This window comes from Pseudomonas sp. Leaf127, assembly GCF_001423155.1.
In the GTDB taxonomy this organism is placed as follows: Bacteria; Pseudomonadota; Gammaproteobacteria; order Pseudomonadales; family Pseudomonadaceae; genus Aquipseudomonas; species Aquipseudomonas ovata.
The window spans coordinates 15,998-31,484 of sequence record NZ_LMOA01000006.1 but is presented as its reverse complement, the minus strand read 5'-3'; the positions used below and the strand labels follow the sequence as shown (position 1 = coordinate 31,484).

Here is a 15,487-nt window from a genome sequence, read left to right as displayed (position 1 = left end):
ATGGGCACCGTACACGCAGTACTTGCACCCCAGACCCTGTATGTCAGCGTGCGCCGCGACGAGCTGCGTGCACTCAAAGAGGAACGCGCCCGGCTGCAGCATCAACTGGCGCAAGCCACCCGATTACTGCAACAGGCCCGCGAGGCCGGCTATGGCCGGGAAACCGACGCCGTCTAGTTGCTACTTGACCGCGCCTGCGACCAGGGTCGTGCGCTCAGAGTGACTTCTGCCAGAACAGTGCCCGTCCCATCGACGGGTCCAGTTGGTAGCTCTCAAAGCCCTGCTTTCTATACGCCGCCAGTGCTACATCATTGCCCTCGAGCACCTCGAGGGTCAACTTGCAGCAACCACGCTGGCGGGCAATTTCTTCGACCTTGACCAGCATTTTCTGGCTGATGCCCTGCCCACGGTACTGGGCCAGCACCACCACGTCATGAATATTGACCAAAGGCCGACAGGCAAAGGTTGAAAACCCTTCGAAACAGTTGATCAGCCCCACAGGCTCCCCTGCGATAAAGGCCAGCACGCTGAAGGCGTGCGCGCGCTTGGCCAGTTCCCTGGCCAGTTGCTGGCGGGTGTCCATGGGCAAGGGCTCGCCGCCACCCATGACATCCTCGGCATAGTGATTGAGCACAAAACCGATGGCATCGGCATGGACCGGATTGGTGTAGCTTGCTTGCAGTACCAGCACCTCTGGGGATTGCATGGGGTTCCTCGTCACAATCGGCAGGCAGAATCGCACTATGCCCCGTTAATGGGCATGGGGCGGGCGATTCTAGCGCGACAACGCCGAAAGTGATCCAGTTGATGTGCAGGAATTTTCAACTAATGCGCAAGAAGATGTCATCCGATGCCGAAGGAAATGACCTACAGGCAATTCAAGCTGCCCATACAGTGGCATCACAGCAGGCCTATGCCCCTGGAAAGGTACTTCCGGCCAATAGTATCGGACAATCCGACGAACGGTATGGAACTCACCTTTATGCCCTTAACGTGCGTTTCAGACCCTTCATTTTCAAGGTTTTTACCCAATTGGATCGCTGCCAAGCCGCATGCCAGACATTTGCCAATAAAAAAGTCGAAACTTATGAAAAAGCACCGGGTCATCTGCTAAGAGGCGCCTATGCTGGGGAATGATCTGGCTCATGGCACCTACCACCCTGTCCTTTAAGCTGCAGAGACAGCAAACGGGTACTGATCTTGCGTGAAAATCTGTACCCGGCCGCAGGACATGGCCTGGGAACACTGGAAAGACCGCATCAACACTTGTATTCATTGGGAGAACACGATGATAAGCGCCGCTGTAAAAACCCAGCAGGGAGAGAGTTTTGGTCAGCCGGCCAGCGAGCTGAATCATCTGCCGGTTCTGGGCAGGCCCCAGATACCCGTACTGCATCTGCCACCCGCACCTCAACACACGATTTCGCAGGTCAACCGCCGCAAGGTGCTGTTTGTCACCTCGGAACTGGCCGACCTGGTCAAGACCGGCGGCCTGGGGGACGTGTCTGCCGCACTGCCCCGCGCCATGCGTCACCTGCACGATGTGCGCGTACTGATGCCGGGTTATCCGCAAGTGATCAACAGCGGCAATCCGATTCACATCATCAGTGAACTGGGGGGCCATGCCGCCCTGCCGCCCTGCAAGGTCGGGCGCATGGACATGAAGGACGGCCTGGTCATCTATGTACTGATCTGCCCCGAGCTGTACGAACGCGAAGGCACGCCGTACGGCGACAAGAACGGTCGCGACTGGAACGACAACCATATTCGCTTTGCCCGCCTGGGCCTGGCGGCCGCCGAATTTGCGGCCGGTGCCGTCAAGACCCAGTGGTGCCCCGAGCTGGTCCACGCCCATGACTGGCCAGCAGGCCTGGCACCCGCCTACATGCGCTGGCGCGGCCAGAGCACCCCGAGCATCTTCACCATCCACAACCTGGCCTACCAGGGCACGGTCAGCCCGACCACCTCGCGTGAGCTGGGCATTCCAGAAGAAGCGCTGGGCAGCGAAGGCATGGAGTTCTACGGCAAGCTGTCGTTCATCAAGGCCGGCATGGCCTACGCCAGCCATATCACCACGGTGAGCGCCACCTATGCCCGGGAAATCACCACCCCCGAGTTCGGCTGCGGCCTGGAAGGTTTCCTGCAGAGCAAGGCCGAACGAGGCCAGCTCAGCGGCATTCCCAACGGCATCGACGCCAGCTGGGACGCCGCGACCGACCCGCACCTGATCTGCCACTTCGCGCCCAATGAGTGGCTGCGCAAGGAAATCAACGCCGACTACGTGCGCGAACTGTTCGAACTGCAGCCCTCCAGCGGCCCGTTGTTTGCTGTCGTATCGCGCCTGGTTTATCAGAAGGGTCTGGACCTGACCATCGGGGTGGCTGAACACATCGTTGCCAACGGCGGGCAGATTGCAATCATCGGCTGCGGCGAACCCGAAGCTGAAGAATCGATGCGTGAGCTGGCTGCACGCTTTCCCGGCAGGATCAGTGCACGGGTCGGCTTCAACGAAACCGATGCACGGCGCATGTTTGCCGGCAGCGATTTTCTGCTTATGCCTTCGCGTTACGAACCCTGTGGCCTGAGCCAGATGTACGCCCAGCGCTTCGGCTCGCTGCCGGTGGCACGCAATACCGGCGGACTGGCCGACACCATCGAAGATGGCGTGACCGGTTTTCTGTTCAACGAATCGACCATCGAGAGCTACACCGACGCACTGAACCGCGCCTTCAAGGTTTTCGAAAACACCGAACTGCTCAATGCCATGCGTTGCCGCGCCATGGCAGCACCCTTCAACTGGCAACAGGCGGTTGAACCCTATGCCGAGCTGTATCAGGACTTGCTGAAGAAAAACCTGGGCGCTGCCCTGCACTACTGACACCAAAGAGGTTACGGATGCCCCTGCGTACAGAACCTGACTGGCGCCACGGCGCCGTCTTGCTTGACCCGGAACAGACCCGTTTTGCCCTCTGGGCGCCCGATGCCGACACCGTTACCCTGCTGCTCGATGACGGTCAGGCATTGGCCATGCCCGCCCAGGCCGATGGCTGGTTCGCGCTTGAAACCCGGGCGCCGGCCGGCACGCGCTACCGGTTCAGAATAAACGACCAGCTTGAAGTGCCCGACCCGGCCTCACGCGCCCAGGACGGTGATGTCCATGCCTGCAGCGTGGTCGTCGACCCGAATGCCTGGCATTGGCAGCACCCGGACTGGCAAGGTCGTCCCTGGCATGAAGCGGTCATCTACGAGGTGCACGTCGGTGCCCTCGGCGGTTATGCCGGAGTCGAGAAACACCTGCCACGCCTGGCTGCCCTGGGCGTCACGGCCATCGAACTGATGCCGCTGGCGCAGTTTCCCGGCGACCGTAACTGGGGCTACGACGGGGTCTTGCCGTACGCCCCCCAGGCGTCCTACGGCACCCCGGAACAGCTCAAGCAACTGATCGATGCCGCCCACGGCCACGGCCTGATGGTGATTCTCGATGTGGTCTACAACCACTTCGGGCCGGACGGCAATTTTCTGGGTGCCTATGCCCGCGAATTCTTCCGCACCGACCTGCACACGCCGTGGGGCGATGCCATCGACTTTCGTCGCCCTGAAGTGCGCCGCTTCTTTATCGACAATGCCCTGATGTGGCTCAACGAGTACCGCTTCGACGGTTTGCGCATGGACGCCGTGCATGCCATCCGCGACGCCACCTTTCTGGAAGACTTTGCCCTGCAAGTACGCGCCGCCATCGAGCCGGGCCGGCATGTCTGGCTGAATCTGGAAAACGAGTTCAACCAGGCACACAAGCTCGAGCAGGGCTTCGATGCGCAATGGAACGACGACGGGCATAACACCCTGCATGTCTTGCTGACCGGCGAAACCGATGCCTACTACCAGGACTTTGCCGCGCACCCGACCCAGAAGCTGGCACGATTGCTTGGCGAAGGGTTTGTGTATCAGGGCGAAACGACGCGCCACGGTGAAGCGCGTGGCGAACCGAGTGCGCACTTGCCGCCCACCGCCTTCGTGCTGTTCCTGCAGAACCATGACCAGATCGGTAACCGCGCCCTCGGCGAGCGCCTGCCACGCCTGGCACCGCCACAGGCATTGAAGGCCGCCACGGCCTTGCTGTTGCTGTCACCGATGATTCCACTGCTGTTCATGGGCGATGAATGGGCGGCCAGCGAGCCGTTCCTGTTCTTCACCAGCCACCACGGTGAACTGGCCGACGCCGTGCGCGAAGGCCGGCGCAACGAGTTTGCCGACTTTGCCGCCTTCGCCGATCCCGAGCGACGCGAGCACATTCCCGACCCCAACGACCCGCAGACGTTCGAAGCCTCAAGACCCGCCCTGGCTGCGCTGGACCTGGAAACCGACCAGGGTCTGGACCACCGCCAGTGGCTTGAGCTGTACCAGCACCTGCTGCAACTGCGTCATCGCGAAATCATTCCGCGCCTGCCCGGCAGCTTTGCCCTGGGCGCCGAGGTACTGGCCGAGGGTGCCGTCAGCGCACGCTGGCAACTGGGCGATGGCACGATCCTGCGCATTGACCTGAACCTCGGCGAACAAGCGGCCAACATGCAGCCTGTACGCAGTGAAGAGGTGCTTTTCGGCAGCCCACGACATTCGATCGAACCTTCCCGAAACGGCATCCTCGAACCTTGGACGGCGATTGTCAGCCTGACAGCCCATGATGCAGCGGAGAGCCGGGATGAGTAGTGAGCAATTGGAAAAGCTGGCCACCGAGGCCGGCCTGTCGGTGCACTGGGTCGATGCCAATGATCGCCCGCAGACCGTCAGCCCCGAGGTTCTGGTCAAGGTGCTGGAAGCGCTGGGCCATGCGGCTGACAGCCGCGAAGCCATTGATGCCAGCCTGCAACGCCTGCAGACCGAACGCCTGGGCGGCAGCGCCCCGCCGCTGCTGACTGTCGAGCAGCACACCGCGTTGAACCTGTCGGCGTGGTTTGCTCCGCACACGCCCTTTACGTTGCACCTGGAAGACGGCACGACGGTCGAGTCGCAGTTGACCGAGGACGCCCTGTTGCCGGCCCAGGCCATGATCGGCTACCAGCGCCTGACCATCGATGGGCAAACGCTGACCATTGCCGTGGCGCCCCCCAGCGCCTACAGCATGGCCATGGCCTGCGACGATCCGGTGCCGCGGACCTGGGGCCTGAGCGTGCAGGTCTACAGCCTGCGCCGTGAGGGCGACGGCGGCTTTGGTGATACCCAGGCCCTGGAGGCCTTTGCCCGCAGCGCCGGTGAGCGCGGCGCCGACGCCTTGGCGATCAGCCCGCTGCATGCGATGTTCGCCAATGACCCGGAACGCTACAGCCCTTATTCGCCGTCCAGCCGCCTGTTTTTCAACAGCCTGTATGCCTCTCCCGGCCTGCTGCTGGGCGAACGTGCGTGGCGCCAGGCCATTGAAGACAGCGGCCAGGCCGAGGAACTCAAGCGCCTGGAACAACTGGCGCTGATCGACTGGCCCGCAGCGGCCAAAGCCAAATGGCAGGTACTGCGTACGCTTTACGACGGTTTTGTGGCCGGTGATCACCCCCTGCTGGAAGACTTCAACAGTTTCCGTCACGCCGGCGGTGAAGCGCTGGAAAATCACTGCCGCTTTGAAGTTCTTTGCGAGCAGGCCAGCGCGCTGGGTATCAGCGGCAACTGGCACGAATGGCCGGATGACTTCAAGCAGCCGGACAGTCCGGCCGTGGCCGCCTTTGCCGCCGAGCACACCCGGCAGATCGGTTTTCATGCCTTTACCCAATGGCTGGTCGCCCGCGGCCTGGAACGCGCCCAGACGGCCGCACGCAGCAGCGGCATGCGCGTGGGCCTGATCGCCGACCTGGCCGTGGGCGCCGACGGTGCCGGCAGCCAGGCCTGGAGTCGTCAGGACGAACTGCTCTCGGCACTGACCGTCGGCGCGCCCCCTGACATTCTCAACCGCGCCGGGCAAAGCTGGGGCATCTCGGCGTTTTCGCCCGAAGGCCTCAAGCGCAATGGCTTTCGTGCCTTTATCGAAATGCTCCGGGCGTGTTTTGCCCACGCCGGCGGCCTGCGCATCGACCATGTGATGGGCCTGCAACGCCTGTGGGTCATCCCGGTGGGCGCACCGCCCACCGAGGGCGCCTACCTGAACTTCCCGATCGACGACATGCTGCGCCTGCTGTGCCTGGAGTCGTGGCGGCACAAGGCGATCGTGCTTGGCGAAGACCTTGGCACCGTGCCGGCCGGCCTGCATGACAAACTGTCGAGCCGCTCGATCCTGGGCATGCGCGTCTTGCTGTTCGAACAGCGCAATGGCGTGTTCAAGCCGATCCTGGACTGGTCGCCGGACGCGCTGGCCACCACCAGCACCCACGACCTGCCGACCCTCAATGGCTGGCTCAACGAACTGGACATCGAGTGGCACACCCGTCTCGGCCATGTCGATGCGCAGGCCCAGCAGCACTGGCGCGAGGAACGCAGCCGCGAATACGACGGCCTGCGCCAGGCCTTGAGCCAGAACAATGCAGGCTTTGCCGCCGACACCGAAGACGGCAGCCTGATCATCGACGCGAGCATCCGCTACCTGGGCCATACCCGTGCGCCACTGGTGCTGTTGCCCATCGAAGATGCCCTGGGTTTGCTGGAGCAGGCCAACCTGCCCGGCACCATTGACACTCACCCCAATTGGCGGCGCAGGCTTTCGCCGGCGCCTGTTAACCTGCTGGACGAGCAAGACGCTGCCCGGCGCCTGGAACTGTTGTCACAGGCCCGTCAGCAAGCTGCGGAGCGTGACCGATGAGTACCACCGTTACCCCCAAGGGTCCTGCGCTGTTGCGCGCCACCCAACGCCTGCAGTTTCACAAGGACTTCACCCTCGACGACGCTGTCGCCCTGGTGCCATATTTTGCCCGTCTGGGCATCAGCCACATCTACGCCTCGCCGTTGCTCAAGGCGCGGGCCGGCTCCATGCACGGCTATGACGTGGTCGACCCGACCGTGATCAATCCGGAGTTGGGCGGCGAAGACGCCCTGCGCCGGCTGGTGGCGGCCCTGCGTGAGCACCGTATGGGCCTGATTCTGGACATCGTTTCCAACCATATGGCGGTTGGCGGTGCCGACAACCCGTGGTGGCTGGACCTGCTGGAGTGGGGCCGTGGCAGCCCGTTCGCGATGTTCTTCGACATCCAGTGGCACTCGCCAGACCCGCTGCTCAAGGGCCAGTTGCTGCTGCCCTTCTTGGGCGACGACTACGGCAAGGTGCTGCAGGCCGGGGACATTCCGCTGCGCTTCGACGCCGGGCAAGGCCGCTTCTACATTGAGCATTACCAGCATCACTTCCCGATCTGCCCGGTCAACTACGGTGCGATCCTGCTCAGCGCCGGACACCCGGCGCTCAGCGAACTGGCCGAGCGTTTCACGGCGCTGGACCAGTATCCGCAGGCTTATGAACGTGCGCGCCAGCTGCGCGAACAACTGGCCGAAGCCGCTGGCGAACCGGCCGTGCTCAAGGCCCTGGAAAGCGGCCTCAAAGCCTGGGACTCCAGCCAGCCCGAAGGCTTCAAGCGCTTGCATCAGTTGCTTGAAGACCAGCATTACCGACTGGCCAGCTGGCGCACTGCCGGCGACGACATCAACTGGCGGCGCTTTTTCGACATCAACGAACTGGGCGGCCTGCGGGTCGAGCGCCCGGCGGTGTTCGAAGCCACCCATGGCAAGATTTTCCAGCTGATCACCGAAGGCCTGGTCGATGGCCTGCGCATTGACCATGTCGACGGCCTGGCGGATCCGCGCGGTTACTGCCGCAAGCTGCATCGGCGCGTACAAGGCCTGCTGGCCCAGCGGCCTGCCGAGGCGCAACTGGACCATCTGCCGATCTACGTCGAAAAGATCCTGGGCAGCGATGAAGCCTTGCGCCAGGACTGGTTGATCGACGGCACCACCGGCTATGAATTCATGAACCAGGTGTCGCTGCTGCAACACGACCCCAAGGGCGAGGCGCCGCTGGGCGAGCTGTGGCGCCAGGTCAGCGAACGCACGGCGGTGTTTGCCGAAGAAGAACTGGTTGCCCGTGACCTGGTGCTGCATGGCACGCTGGCCGGCGACTTCGAGAACGTTGCCCAGGCACTGCTGCAGGTGGCCCGCAGCGACCTGATGAGCCGCGACCTGACCCTGGGGGCCATTCGCCGGGCCCTGCTGGCGCTGGTGTGCAATTTTCCGGTGTATCGCACCTACATCAGTGTGTGCGGACGCTCGGCCGAAGACGAACGGTTCTTCCAGCAGGCCATGGAAGGGGCACGCACCCAGCTCAATGAAGGTGACTGGCCGGTGCTGGAATGGCTGCAACGCTGGCTGGGTGGCACCTCATGGCGTTCGCTGCCACGCGGCAAGCTGCGCAAGCTGTACCGCAACGCCTGCGTACGCTTCCAGCAGCTGACCTCGCCGGTGGCAGCCAAGTCGGTGGAAGACACTTCGTTCTACCGCTCGGCGGTGCTGCTGTCGCGCAACGATGTCGGCTTCCATCCCGGACACTTCAGTGCGCCGGCGGCTGACTTTCATGCTGTCTGTGAAGCGCGCCAGGCGCATTTCCCCGCCAACCTGCTGGCCACCGCCACCCACGACCACAAGCGTGGTGAGGACACCCGCACGCGCCTGGCCGTGCTGAGTGAACAGGCTGGCTGGTATGCCGAACAGGTCGAACGCTGGCGCCAACTGGCCCAACCGCTCAAGGACGGCGATGTCAGCATTAGTGGCGGTGACGAGCTGATGCTGTATCAGGCCCTGCTGGGCAGTTGGCCGCTGGACCTGGAACTGGACGACGAAAGCGCTCGCCAGGCCTATTTCGAGCGTGTCAGCCGCTGGCAGGAAAAGGCCCTGCGCGAAGCCAAGCTGCAAAGCAGCTGGGCCTCGCCAAACCAGGCCTATGAAGGGGCTTGCCGGGCGTTCCTCGAACGCCTGCTACTGGCTCCGGAGACACAACCGCTGCGCCAGTCGCTGGGCGCGACCGCGCAGCGCCTGGCACCTGCCGGCGCCCTCAACAGCTTCGCCCAGATCTTGCTGCGCATGAGCGTGCCGGGCGTGCCGGACCTCTATCAGGGTACGGAATTCTGGGACTTCAGCCTGGTCGATCCGGACAACCGGCGCCCGGTCGACTACCAGGCCCGTGCCAAGGCCCTGGCCGAGCCTGCACCGGTCAGCGAGCTGCTGACGCACTGGCGTGACGGACGCGTCAAGCAAGCCCTGATTGCCCGCACCTTGAACCGGCGCGCCGAACAGGCCGACCTCTTCGCTCACGGCGACTATATTGCTTTGGAAGTGACCGGTCGCCATGCCGACAACGTGCTGGCTTTTGCACGATTCTGGCAAGACCGCTATGCCGTTGTTCTGGTACCGCGCATCTGCAATGAACTATTGGGCACGGCATCAACTCCATTCATACAGACCGATGGCTGGGGCGACACGCGTGTGCTGCTGCCGTTTGCTGACCCTGACAGTGCCTGGCAAGGGCTGTTCGATGAAAAGGTCGGCCTGAGTGAAAAGGAGTTGCCGCTCAGCGATGCGCTCAAGGAATTTTCTGTAAACCTGTTCATACAAACCTTGTAATACCCGGGAGTGTCGAGATGAGTGCCGACGAAAAAAGAATCCGCGAATTTGCGTACCAGATATGGGAATCGGAAGGTCGGCCGGACGGCCATGACAGCCGCCATTGGGAAATGGCACGCAAGCTGGCCGAGGCGCAAGCCTTGGCGCCTGACAAAAGCCCCGCACGCAAAGCCAGCAAACCCAAACTACCCAGCGTCGAGGGTGTTGATGATGGCAAACCGGTTCCGGCCAAGCCGGCCGGCAAGGCCGCGTCGGCTGCCAAACCGGCGGCCAAGGCAGCACCCAAGCCTAAGCCTGCCGCGGCGGCCAAGGCGCCGGATGCGGCGGACAAGCCGGCCTTGAAATCGGCCTCCGAGCCTGCACCAAAGCCTGCTGTAAAAAGACCCCGCAAGCCCGCCGCGCCTTGATCGCGTGACGGTTCCATGCCACAGCGCCGGCTGATTCGCGGCGCTGATGGCGTTGATTGACCCTGCTTTTTCTCGACCTTGTCGGGCCTTGGCCGCGATAACGGGAACGGCCGCCCGTAAAACACCTTTTCAGGCACTAAAATCTTATTTCAGGAAACAACCATGAGCACGTCGTCGAAAAAAGCTTCCCATGACACCCCTGAATCCAAGCCTTCCATTTCACGTCTGCGTGAAGGTCTGCCCTTTCCACTCGGCGCCAACTGGGACGGCCTGGGCGTCAACTTCGCCCTGTTCTCGGCCAACGCCACCAAGGTCGAGCTGTGCCTGTTCGACTCCACCGGCGAGGTGGAGCTGGAACGTATCGAACTGCCCGAATACACCGATGAAATCTTCCACGGTTACCTGCCCGACGCCCATCCAGGGCTGGTTTACGGCTATCGGGTATACGGCCCTTATGATCCGCGCAATGGTCATCGCTTCAACCACAACAAGCTGCTGATCGACCCTTATGCCAAGCAATTGGTCGGCGAGCTGAAATGGTCCGAGTCGCTGTTTGGCTACACCATCGGCCACCCCGATGGCGACCTGAGCTTCGATGAGCGCGACAGCGCACCCTTTGTGCCCAAGAGCAAGGTCATCGACGAAGCCTACACCTGGGGCCGCGACCAGCGTGTCGGTACGCCGTGGGACAAGACCATCCTCTATGAAACCCACGTACGCGGGTACACCAAGCTGCACCCGGCCGTACCTGAGGAATACAAGGGCACCTTCCTGGGCCTGAAAGTGCCGGAAGTCATCGAACACATCCGCAAGCTGGGCGTGACCTCGGTCGAGCTGCTGCCCATCCATGCCTTCGTCAATGACCAGCACCTGCTGCAAAAGGGCATGACCAACTACTGGGGCTACAACAGCATTGCCTTCTTCGCCCCGGACCCGCGCTACCTGGCCCATGGCAAGATTGCCGAGTTCAAGGAAATGGTCGCGCACATGCACAAGGGCGGCCTGGAGGTCATCCTCGATGTGGTCTACAACCACACCGCCGAAGGCAACGAACTGGGCCCTACCCTGTCGATGCGCGGTATCGACAACGCCTCTTACTATCGCCTGATGCCCGATGACAAGCGCTTCTACATCAACGACTCCGGCACCGGCAATACCCTGGACCTGAGCCACCCGTGCGTCTTGCAGATGGTCACCGACTCGCTGCGCTACTGGGCCTCGGAAATGCATGTCGACGGCTTCCGCTTCGACCTGGCGACGATTCTGGGCCGCTACCACGACGGCTTCGACGAGCGCCACAGCTTCCTGGTCGCCTGCCGCCAGGACCCGGTGCTGCGCCAGGTCAAGCTGATCGCCGAGCCCTGGGACTGCGGCCCGGGCGGCTATCAGGTCGGTGGCTTCCCGCCGGGCTGGATGGAGTGGAATGACAAGTTCCGCGACACCGTACGCGCCTTCTGGAAAGGCGACGAAGCGCAGTTGCCTGACTTTGCCGCACGCCTTACCGCCTCGGGCAACATGTTCAACCAGCGCGGCCGTCGCCCACAGGCGTCGGTGAACTTTATCACTGCCCACGACGGCTTCACCCTGCACGACCTGGTGTCGTACAACGACAAGCACAACGAAGCCAACGACGAAAACAACCAGGACGGCAGCAACAACAACCTGTCCTGGAACCATGGCGTCGAAGGCCCGACTGACGATGGCGAGATCAACACCCTGCGCCTGCGCCAGATGCGCAACTTCTTCGCCACCTTGCTGCTGGCCCAGGGCACGCCGATGCTGGTCGCTGGTGACGAGTTCGCCCGAACCCAGCATGGCAACAACAATGCCTATTGCCAGGACAGCGAGATCGGCTGGATCAACTGGAACCTGGACGGTGACGGCGAGGCCTTGCTCAAGTTCGTCAAACGCGTGATCAAGCTGCGCCAGAGTTACCCGATCCTGCGTCGCAGCCGTTTCCTGGTGGGCGACTACAACGAGGAAATCGGCGTCAAGGACGTCACCTGGCTGGCGCCGGACGGCAATGAAATGAGCGTCGAGCAGTGGCAGGACCCTAACGGTCGTTGCCTGGGCATGCTGATGGACGGTCGCGCCCAGGAAACCGGTATTCGACGCCCCGGTGCCGACGCCACCTTGCTGCTGGTGGTCAATGCGCATCACGAAGGCGTGGAATTCACCCTGCCCGAGGTGCCGGAAGGCACGCATTACACTTGCCTGATCGACACAAACCTGGACGATGCACCGCGCAAGACGCGCCTGGAGTCGGGCAGCACCTACACCGTCACGCCACGCTCGCTGCTGCTGTTCGAACTGCAGCACGACGAACAGGCGTAACCGTCATGCTGGCCGCATTCTTCGACCAGCACAGCCTCACCCGGGCCGGCACCGCTGAATTGAGCGTGTGCCTGCAAGAGATGGTCAGCCAGGGCCTTGATCGTCTGCCGTTACCGGCAGACGGCCAGACCCTGGCGCGCTGGCAGGCCCTGGCCTGCGTAGCCGGCCATGACCTGGGATTATGCAAGTTCTACGAAGGCCACACCGATGCGCTGGCAATCATGGCCGAACTGGGTGCGCCGCAGGTTCCTGCGGGCAGCACCTGGGGGATGTGGGCCGCCGAACCACCGCAGGCCCGCGTGCGGGTCAGCGGTGTCGGCGACACCGTGCGCCTGGATGGCCTCAAGGCCTGGTGCAGCGGCGCGCCGGTGCTCAGTCACGCGCTGTTGACCGCCTGGGACGAGCAGAACCGCCAGCAACTGGTCGCGGTGGCGCTCGATCAGCCCGGCGTACAGGTGACCGACGAGGGCTGGTGCGCGGTGGGCATGGGGGCAACCGCCAGTGTCGAGGTAAGCTTCGAGCACGCCGTCGGCTGGCGGGTCGGCGCGCCTGGTGCTTACCTGCAACGCCAGGGCTTCTGGCAAGGGGCAATCGGCATTGCTGCCTGCTGGTACGGGGCGGCCCAGGCACTGGCGCGGTATCTGCCGCGCCAACTGGCGCAACGTGATGAACCGCACGCCCTGGCGCACCTGGGTGCCGTGGATGCGGCGCTGTACAGCGCCGTGCAGGTGCTGCGCAACGCGGCCGTGCAACTTGACCAATATCCCTTGGCAGACGCTGAACACCTGGCCCGGCGCTGCCGCGCCAGTGTCGAGGCGTGTGTCGATACCGTGATCAGCCATGTAGGCCGGGCGCTGGGCGCCGGGCCTTATTGCAAGGACACAGGATTTGCCCGTTTGATGGCCGACCTGCCCGTATTCCTGCGCCAGAGTCATGCCGAGCGTGACCTGGCGATACTCGGCCTACTGGCCGTGAAGCACGCACCCATCCAGGAATGGAACCTATGAATGAAGGCTTCGTGGTCAGCGACGACGTCGATGGTCGCGGCACCCCGCTCAGTGCCTGGCAGGCCTCAAGCAGGCTGGCCGCCGTACCCGCCATCAGCGCCGACCTGCTGGTGCCCTCAGAGTGCCGGGCAGTGATCGTGGCGCCGCATCCAGACGATGAAGTGCTCGGCTGTGGCGGCCTGATGAGCCAGCTGCACCTTCTTGAACGCGAACTGTTGCTGATTTCGGTCACCAACGGCACCGCCAGTCACCCGGGCTCGGCCCTCTGGCCGGCCTCGCGCCTGGCGGCGGCCCGCCCTGAAGAAAGCACCGAGGCGCTGCAGCGGCTCGGCCTGCCGGCTGACCTGCCCTGGCTGCGCAGTGCGTACCAGGACGGCGCCGTGGTCGAGCGCGAAGCCGAACTGCAAGCCTTTCTGGAAAGGCACCTGCTGCCCACCGACGTGGTGTTCGGCACCTGGCGCGGCGACGGGCATGGTGATCACGAAGCCGTGGGGCGTGCGTGCGCCAACGCCTGCGCGGCAGTCGGTGCGCAGTTCAACGAAGTGCCGATCTGGGCCTGGCACTGGGCAGGCCCGGAAGACGAGCGCCTGCCCTGGGAACGTGCACGCAAATTGCTCCTGGACCCGGCCTTGCTGGCACGCAAGCATGATGCCGTGCAGGCCTTTGTCAGCCAGTTGCAAGGCGATCCGGCCATCCGCCTGGCACCGGTACTGCCTGTATGGGCACAGGCGCGCCTGTTGCAACCGTTCGAACTGGTGTTCCTATGAGTGTGGCGGACGATTATTTCGATGACCTGTTCCAGAACACTGACGATCCCTGGGCCTTCCGCCAGCGCTGGTATGAACGGCGCAAGCGGGCGCTGACCCTCGCCACCCTGCCCCGCGAGCACTATCGGTCGATTTTCGAGCCCGGCTGCGCCAATGGCGAGTTGAGCGCCGCCCTGGCCGGGCGCTGTGACCGCTTCTTGGGCTGCGACACCTCAAACCGTGCAGTGAACCTGGCCCGCCAGCGCCTGGACGGTGTGGCCCACGCCACGGTCATCCAGGGTCGCCTGCCCCACGACTGGCCCGAAGGTCCTTTCGACCTGATCGTGTTCAGCGAACTGGGTTATTACCTGGACGCACAGGACCTGCAGCAATTGATCAGGCGCGCGCTGACCTCGCTCAGCGACGACGGCCAATTGCTGGCCTGCCATTGGCGCCCGGCCATCGAAGGCTGTCCGCTGGATGCCGAACAGGTGCACCGCTTGCTTGCCGAGCACTTGCCTCTGCACCGGACCTGCACACACCGGGAGGCGGACTTTCTTCTGGATGTATTCAGCCGTGACAGGCTTTCAGTCGCGCAAAAGGAGTTCGATGATGATCGGCGTGCTCATCCCGGTTCACAATGAAGAACAGTTGCTGGACCTGTGCCTGGCCACCGTGCAACTGGCCGCCGTGCATCCGGGCCTGCACGGCGAGCCCGTGTGCATTCTGGTGGTGCTCGACAGCTGCACCGATCGTTCGGCCGAGATTGCCCGTCGTCGCGGCGTGATGACGCTGGAAGTGGAGGCCCGCAACGTTGGTCAGGCGCGTGCGGCCGGCGCCCAGGCACTGGTTGACGCAGGGGCGCGCTGGCTGGCGTGCACCGATGGCGACAGCACCGTGGCCGAAGACTGGCTGTACGAGCAACTGCTGCTCGACGCCGATGCCGTATGCGGCACCGTGACCCCAAGCCAGTGGTGCGAACACTATTCGCCAGCGGCCAGGGCCCATTACCTGAGCCTGTACCAGCAGCGCGACGATCATCGCCATATCCACGGTGCCAACCTGGGCATCAGCGCCCAGGCCTACCAGCGCGCCGGCGGATTCCCGGCGCTGGCCTGCCATGAGGATGTGCACCTGGTTCGCCAGCTGGAAATCACCGGCGCCCGCATCGCCTGGAGCTGCCGCCCGCAGGTGACCACCAGCACCCGCCTGGACCCGCGGGCACAGGGCGGGTTTGGTGATTACCTGCGGKCGCTGGAAGCGGCTRCGCCGYWGCCTGTGTAACGGCCRARCGGCTTCATACGCGSCCCCTGTCTGYAGGAGCGCGCTTGCCCGCGACCGAGTGCGAAGCGCTCGCAAAAATTTGTGAAACGCTGAAATTTTACGACTGCTAACGCAGCCGGTCGCGGGCAAG

Annotated in this window: 13 protein-coding genes; 12 read left to right on the top strand and 1 reads right to left on the bottom strand. The window is 63.5% G+C overall.

Annotated features, from left to right (window positions below; genetic code table 11):
* Entirely contained in the window at positions 1 to 177 is a 177-nt protein-coding gene (locus ASF84_RS29445) for a DUF6026 family protein (protein WP_164708443.1), read from the top strand.
* 37 nt (positions 178 to 214) lie between these two features.
* Here the strand turns inward: ASF84_RS29445 and ASF84_RS06295 are convergent, their stop codons facing one another.
* The gene (locus ASF84_RS06295) at positions 215 to 706 is read right to left on the bottom strand and encodes a GNAT family N-acetyltransferase (RefSeq protein ID WP_056836362.1); all 492 of its coding nucleotides are present in this window, start codon (positions 704 to 706) and stop codon (positions 215 to 217) included.
* A gap of 122 nt (positions 707 to 828) precedes the next feature.
* Here ASF84_RS06295 and ASF84_RS28990 point away from each other — a divergent pair, with 122 nt between their 5' ends.
* The 11 genes from ASF84_RS28990 (at position 829) to ASF84_RS06245 (ending at position 15,357) form a co-directional block, all read left to right on the top strand.
* Complete coding sequence (locus ASF84_RS28990; protein ID WP_156684162.1) at positions 829 to 1,137, top strand: hypothetical protein; 309 nt, start codon at positions 829 to 831, stop codon at positions 1,135 to 1,137.
* A gap of 151 nt (positions 1,138 to 1,288) precedes the next feature.
* On the top strand, positions 1,289 to 2,878 hold the full coding sequence (gene glgA / locus ASF84_RS06290; protein ID WP_056836494.1) for a glycogen synthase GlgA: 1,590 nt from the start codon (positions 1,289 to 1,291) through the stop codon (positions 2,876 to 2,878).
* Positions 2,879 to 2,895: 17 nt separating this feature from the next.
* Entirely contained in the window at positions 2,896 to 4,707 is a 1,812-nt protein-coding gene (gene treZ, locus ASF84_RS06285; RefSeq protein WP_056836361.1) for a malto-oligosyltrehalose trehalohydrolase, read from the top strand.
* Positions 4,700 to 6,778, top strand: a complete 2,079-nt coding sequence (gene malQ, locus ASF84_RS06280; protein WP_056836359.1) for a 4-alpha-glucanotransferase — start codon at positions 4,700 to 4,702, stop codon at positions 6,776 to 6,778. The genes treZ and malQ overlap by 8 nt, the downstream gene beginning before the upstream one ends.
* Complete coding sequence (locus ASF84_RS06275) at positions 6,775 to 9,579, top strand: malto-oligosyltrehalose synthase (protein WP_056836357.1); 2,805 nt, start codon at positions 6,775 to 6,777, stop codon at positions 9,577 to 9,579. Before malQ ends, ASF84_RS06275 begins: the two co-directional genes overlap by 4 nt.
* 17 nt (positions 9,580 to 9,596) lie before the next feature.
* Complete coding sequence (locus ASF84_RS06270; protein WP_056836355.1) at positions 9,597 to 9,986, top strand: DUF2934 domain-containing protein; 390 nt, start codon at positions 9,597 to 9,599, stop codon at positions 9,984 to 9,986.
* A 162-nt stretch (positions 9,987 to 10,148) separates the two neighbouring features.
* A complete protein-coding gene (gene glgX, locus ASF84_RS06265) occupies positions 10,149 to 12,320 on the top strand; it encodes a glycogen debranching protein GlgX (RefSeq protein ID WP_056836354.1) in 2,172 nt (723 codons plus the stop codon).
* Positions 12,321 to 12,325: 5 nt separating this feature from the next.
* Positions 12,326 to 13,327, top strand: coding sequence for an acyl-CoA dehydrogenase (locus ASF84_RS06260; protein ID WP_201783667.1), 1,002 nt, complete (start codon positions 12,326 to 12,328; stop codon positions 13,325 to 13,327).
* Positions 13,324 to 14,094, top strand: a complete 771-nt coding sequence (locus ASF84_RS06255; RefSeq protein ID WP_056836352.1) for a PIG-L deacetylase family protein — start codon at positions 13,324 to 13,326, stop codon at positions 14,092 to 14,094. Before ASF84_RS06260 ends, ASF84_RS06255 begins: the two co-directional genes overlap by 4 nt.
* The gene (locus ASF84_RS06250) at positions 14,091 to 14,717 is read left to right on the top strand and encodes a class I SAM-dependent DNA methyltransferase (RefSeq protein WP_056836350.1); all 627 of its coding nucleotides are present in this window, start codon (positions 14,091 to 14,093) and stop codon (positions 14,715 to 14,717) included. The genes ASF84_RS06255 and ASF84_RS06250 overlap by 4 nt, the downstream gene beginning before the upstream one ends.
* The gene (locus tag ASF84_RS06245; RefSeq protein WP_056836348.1) at positions 14,686 to 15,357 is read left to right on the top strand and encodes a glycosyltransferase; all 672 of its coding nucleotides are present in this window, start codon (positions 14,686 to 14,688) and stop codon (positions 15,355 to 15,357) included. Before ASF84_RS06250 ends, ASF84_RS06245 begins: the two co-directional genes overlap by 32 nt.
* The last annotated feature ends 130 nt before the right edge of the window (positions 15,358 to 15,487 follow it).

What these genes read in the sequence shown, in the direction of transcription:
- ASF84_RS29445 (WP_164708443.1), top strand. Translation starts at nt 1, where the DNA reads ATGGGCACCGTACACGCAGTACTTGCACCCCAGACCCTGTATGTCAGC.
- malQ (WP_056836359.1), top strand. Translation starts at nt 4,700, where the DNA reads ATGAGTAGTGAGCAATTGGAAAAGCTGGCCACCGAGGCCGGCCTGTCG.
- ASF84_RS06275 (WP_056836357.1), top strand. Translation starts at nt 6,775, where the DNA reads ATGAGTACCACCGTTACCCCCAAGGGTCCTGCGCTGTTGCGCGCCACC.
- ASF84_RS06250 (WP_056836350.1), top strand. Translation starts at nt 14,091, where the DNA reads ATGAGTGTGGCGGACGATTATTTCGATGACCTGTTCCAGAACACTGAC.
- ASF84_RS28990 (WP_156684162.1), top strand. Translation starts at nt 829, where the DNA reads ATGCGCAAGAAGATGTCATCCGATGCCGAAGGAAATGACCTACAGGCA.
- ASF84_RS06270 (WP_056836355.1), top strand. Translation starts at nt 9,597, where the DNA reads ATGAGTGCCGACGAAAAAAGAATCCGCGAATTTGCGTACCAGATATGG.
- glgX (WP_056836354.1), top strand. Translation starts at nt 10,149, where the DNA reads ATGAGCACGTCGTCGAAAAAAGCTTCCCATGACACCCCTGAATCCAAG.
- ASF84_RS06255 (WP_056836352.1), top strand. Translation starts at nt 13,324, where the DNA reads ATGAATGAAGGCTTCGTGGTCAGCGACGACGTCGATGGTCGCGGCACC.
- ASF84_RS06260 (WP_201783667.1), top strand. Translation starts at nt 12,326, where the DNA reads ATGCTGGCCGCATTCTTCGACCAGCACAGCCTCACCCGGGCCGGCACC.
- treZ (WP_056836361.1), top strand. Translation starts at nt 2,896, where the DNA reads ATGCCCCTGCGTACAGAACCTGACTGGCGCCACGGCGCCGTCTTGCTT.
- glgA (WP_056836494.1), top strand. Translation starts at nt 1,289, where the DNA reads ATGATAAGCGCCGCTGTAAAAACCCAGCAGGGAGAGAGTTTTGGTCAG.
- ASF84_RS06295 (WP_056836362.1), bottom strand. Translation starts at nt 706, where the DNA reads ATGCAATCCCCAGAGGTGCTGGTACTGCAAGCAAGCTACACCAATCCG.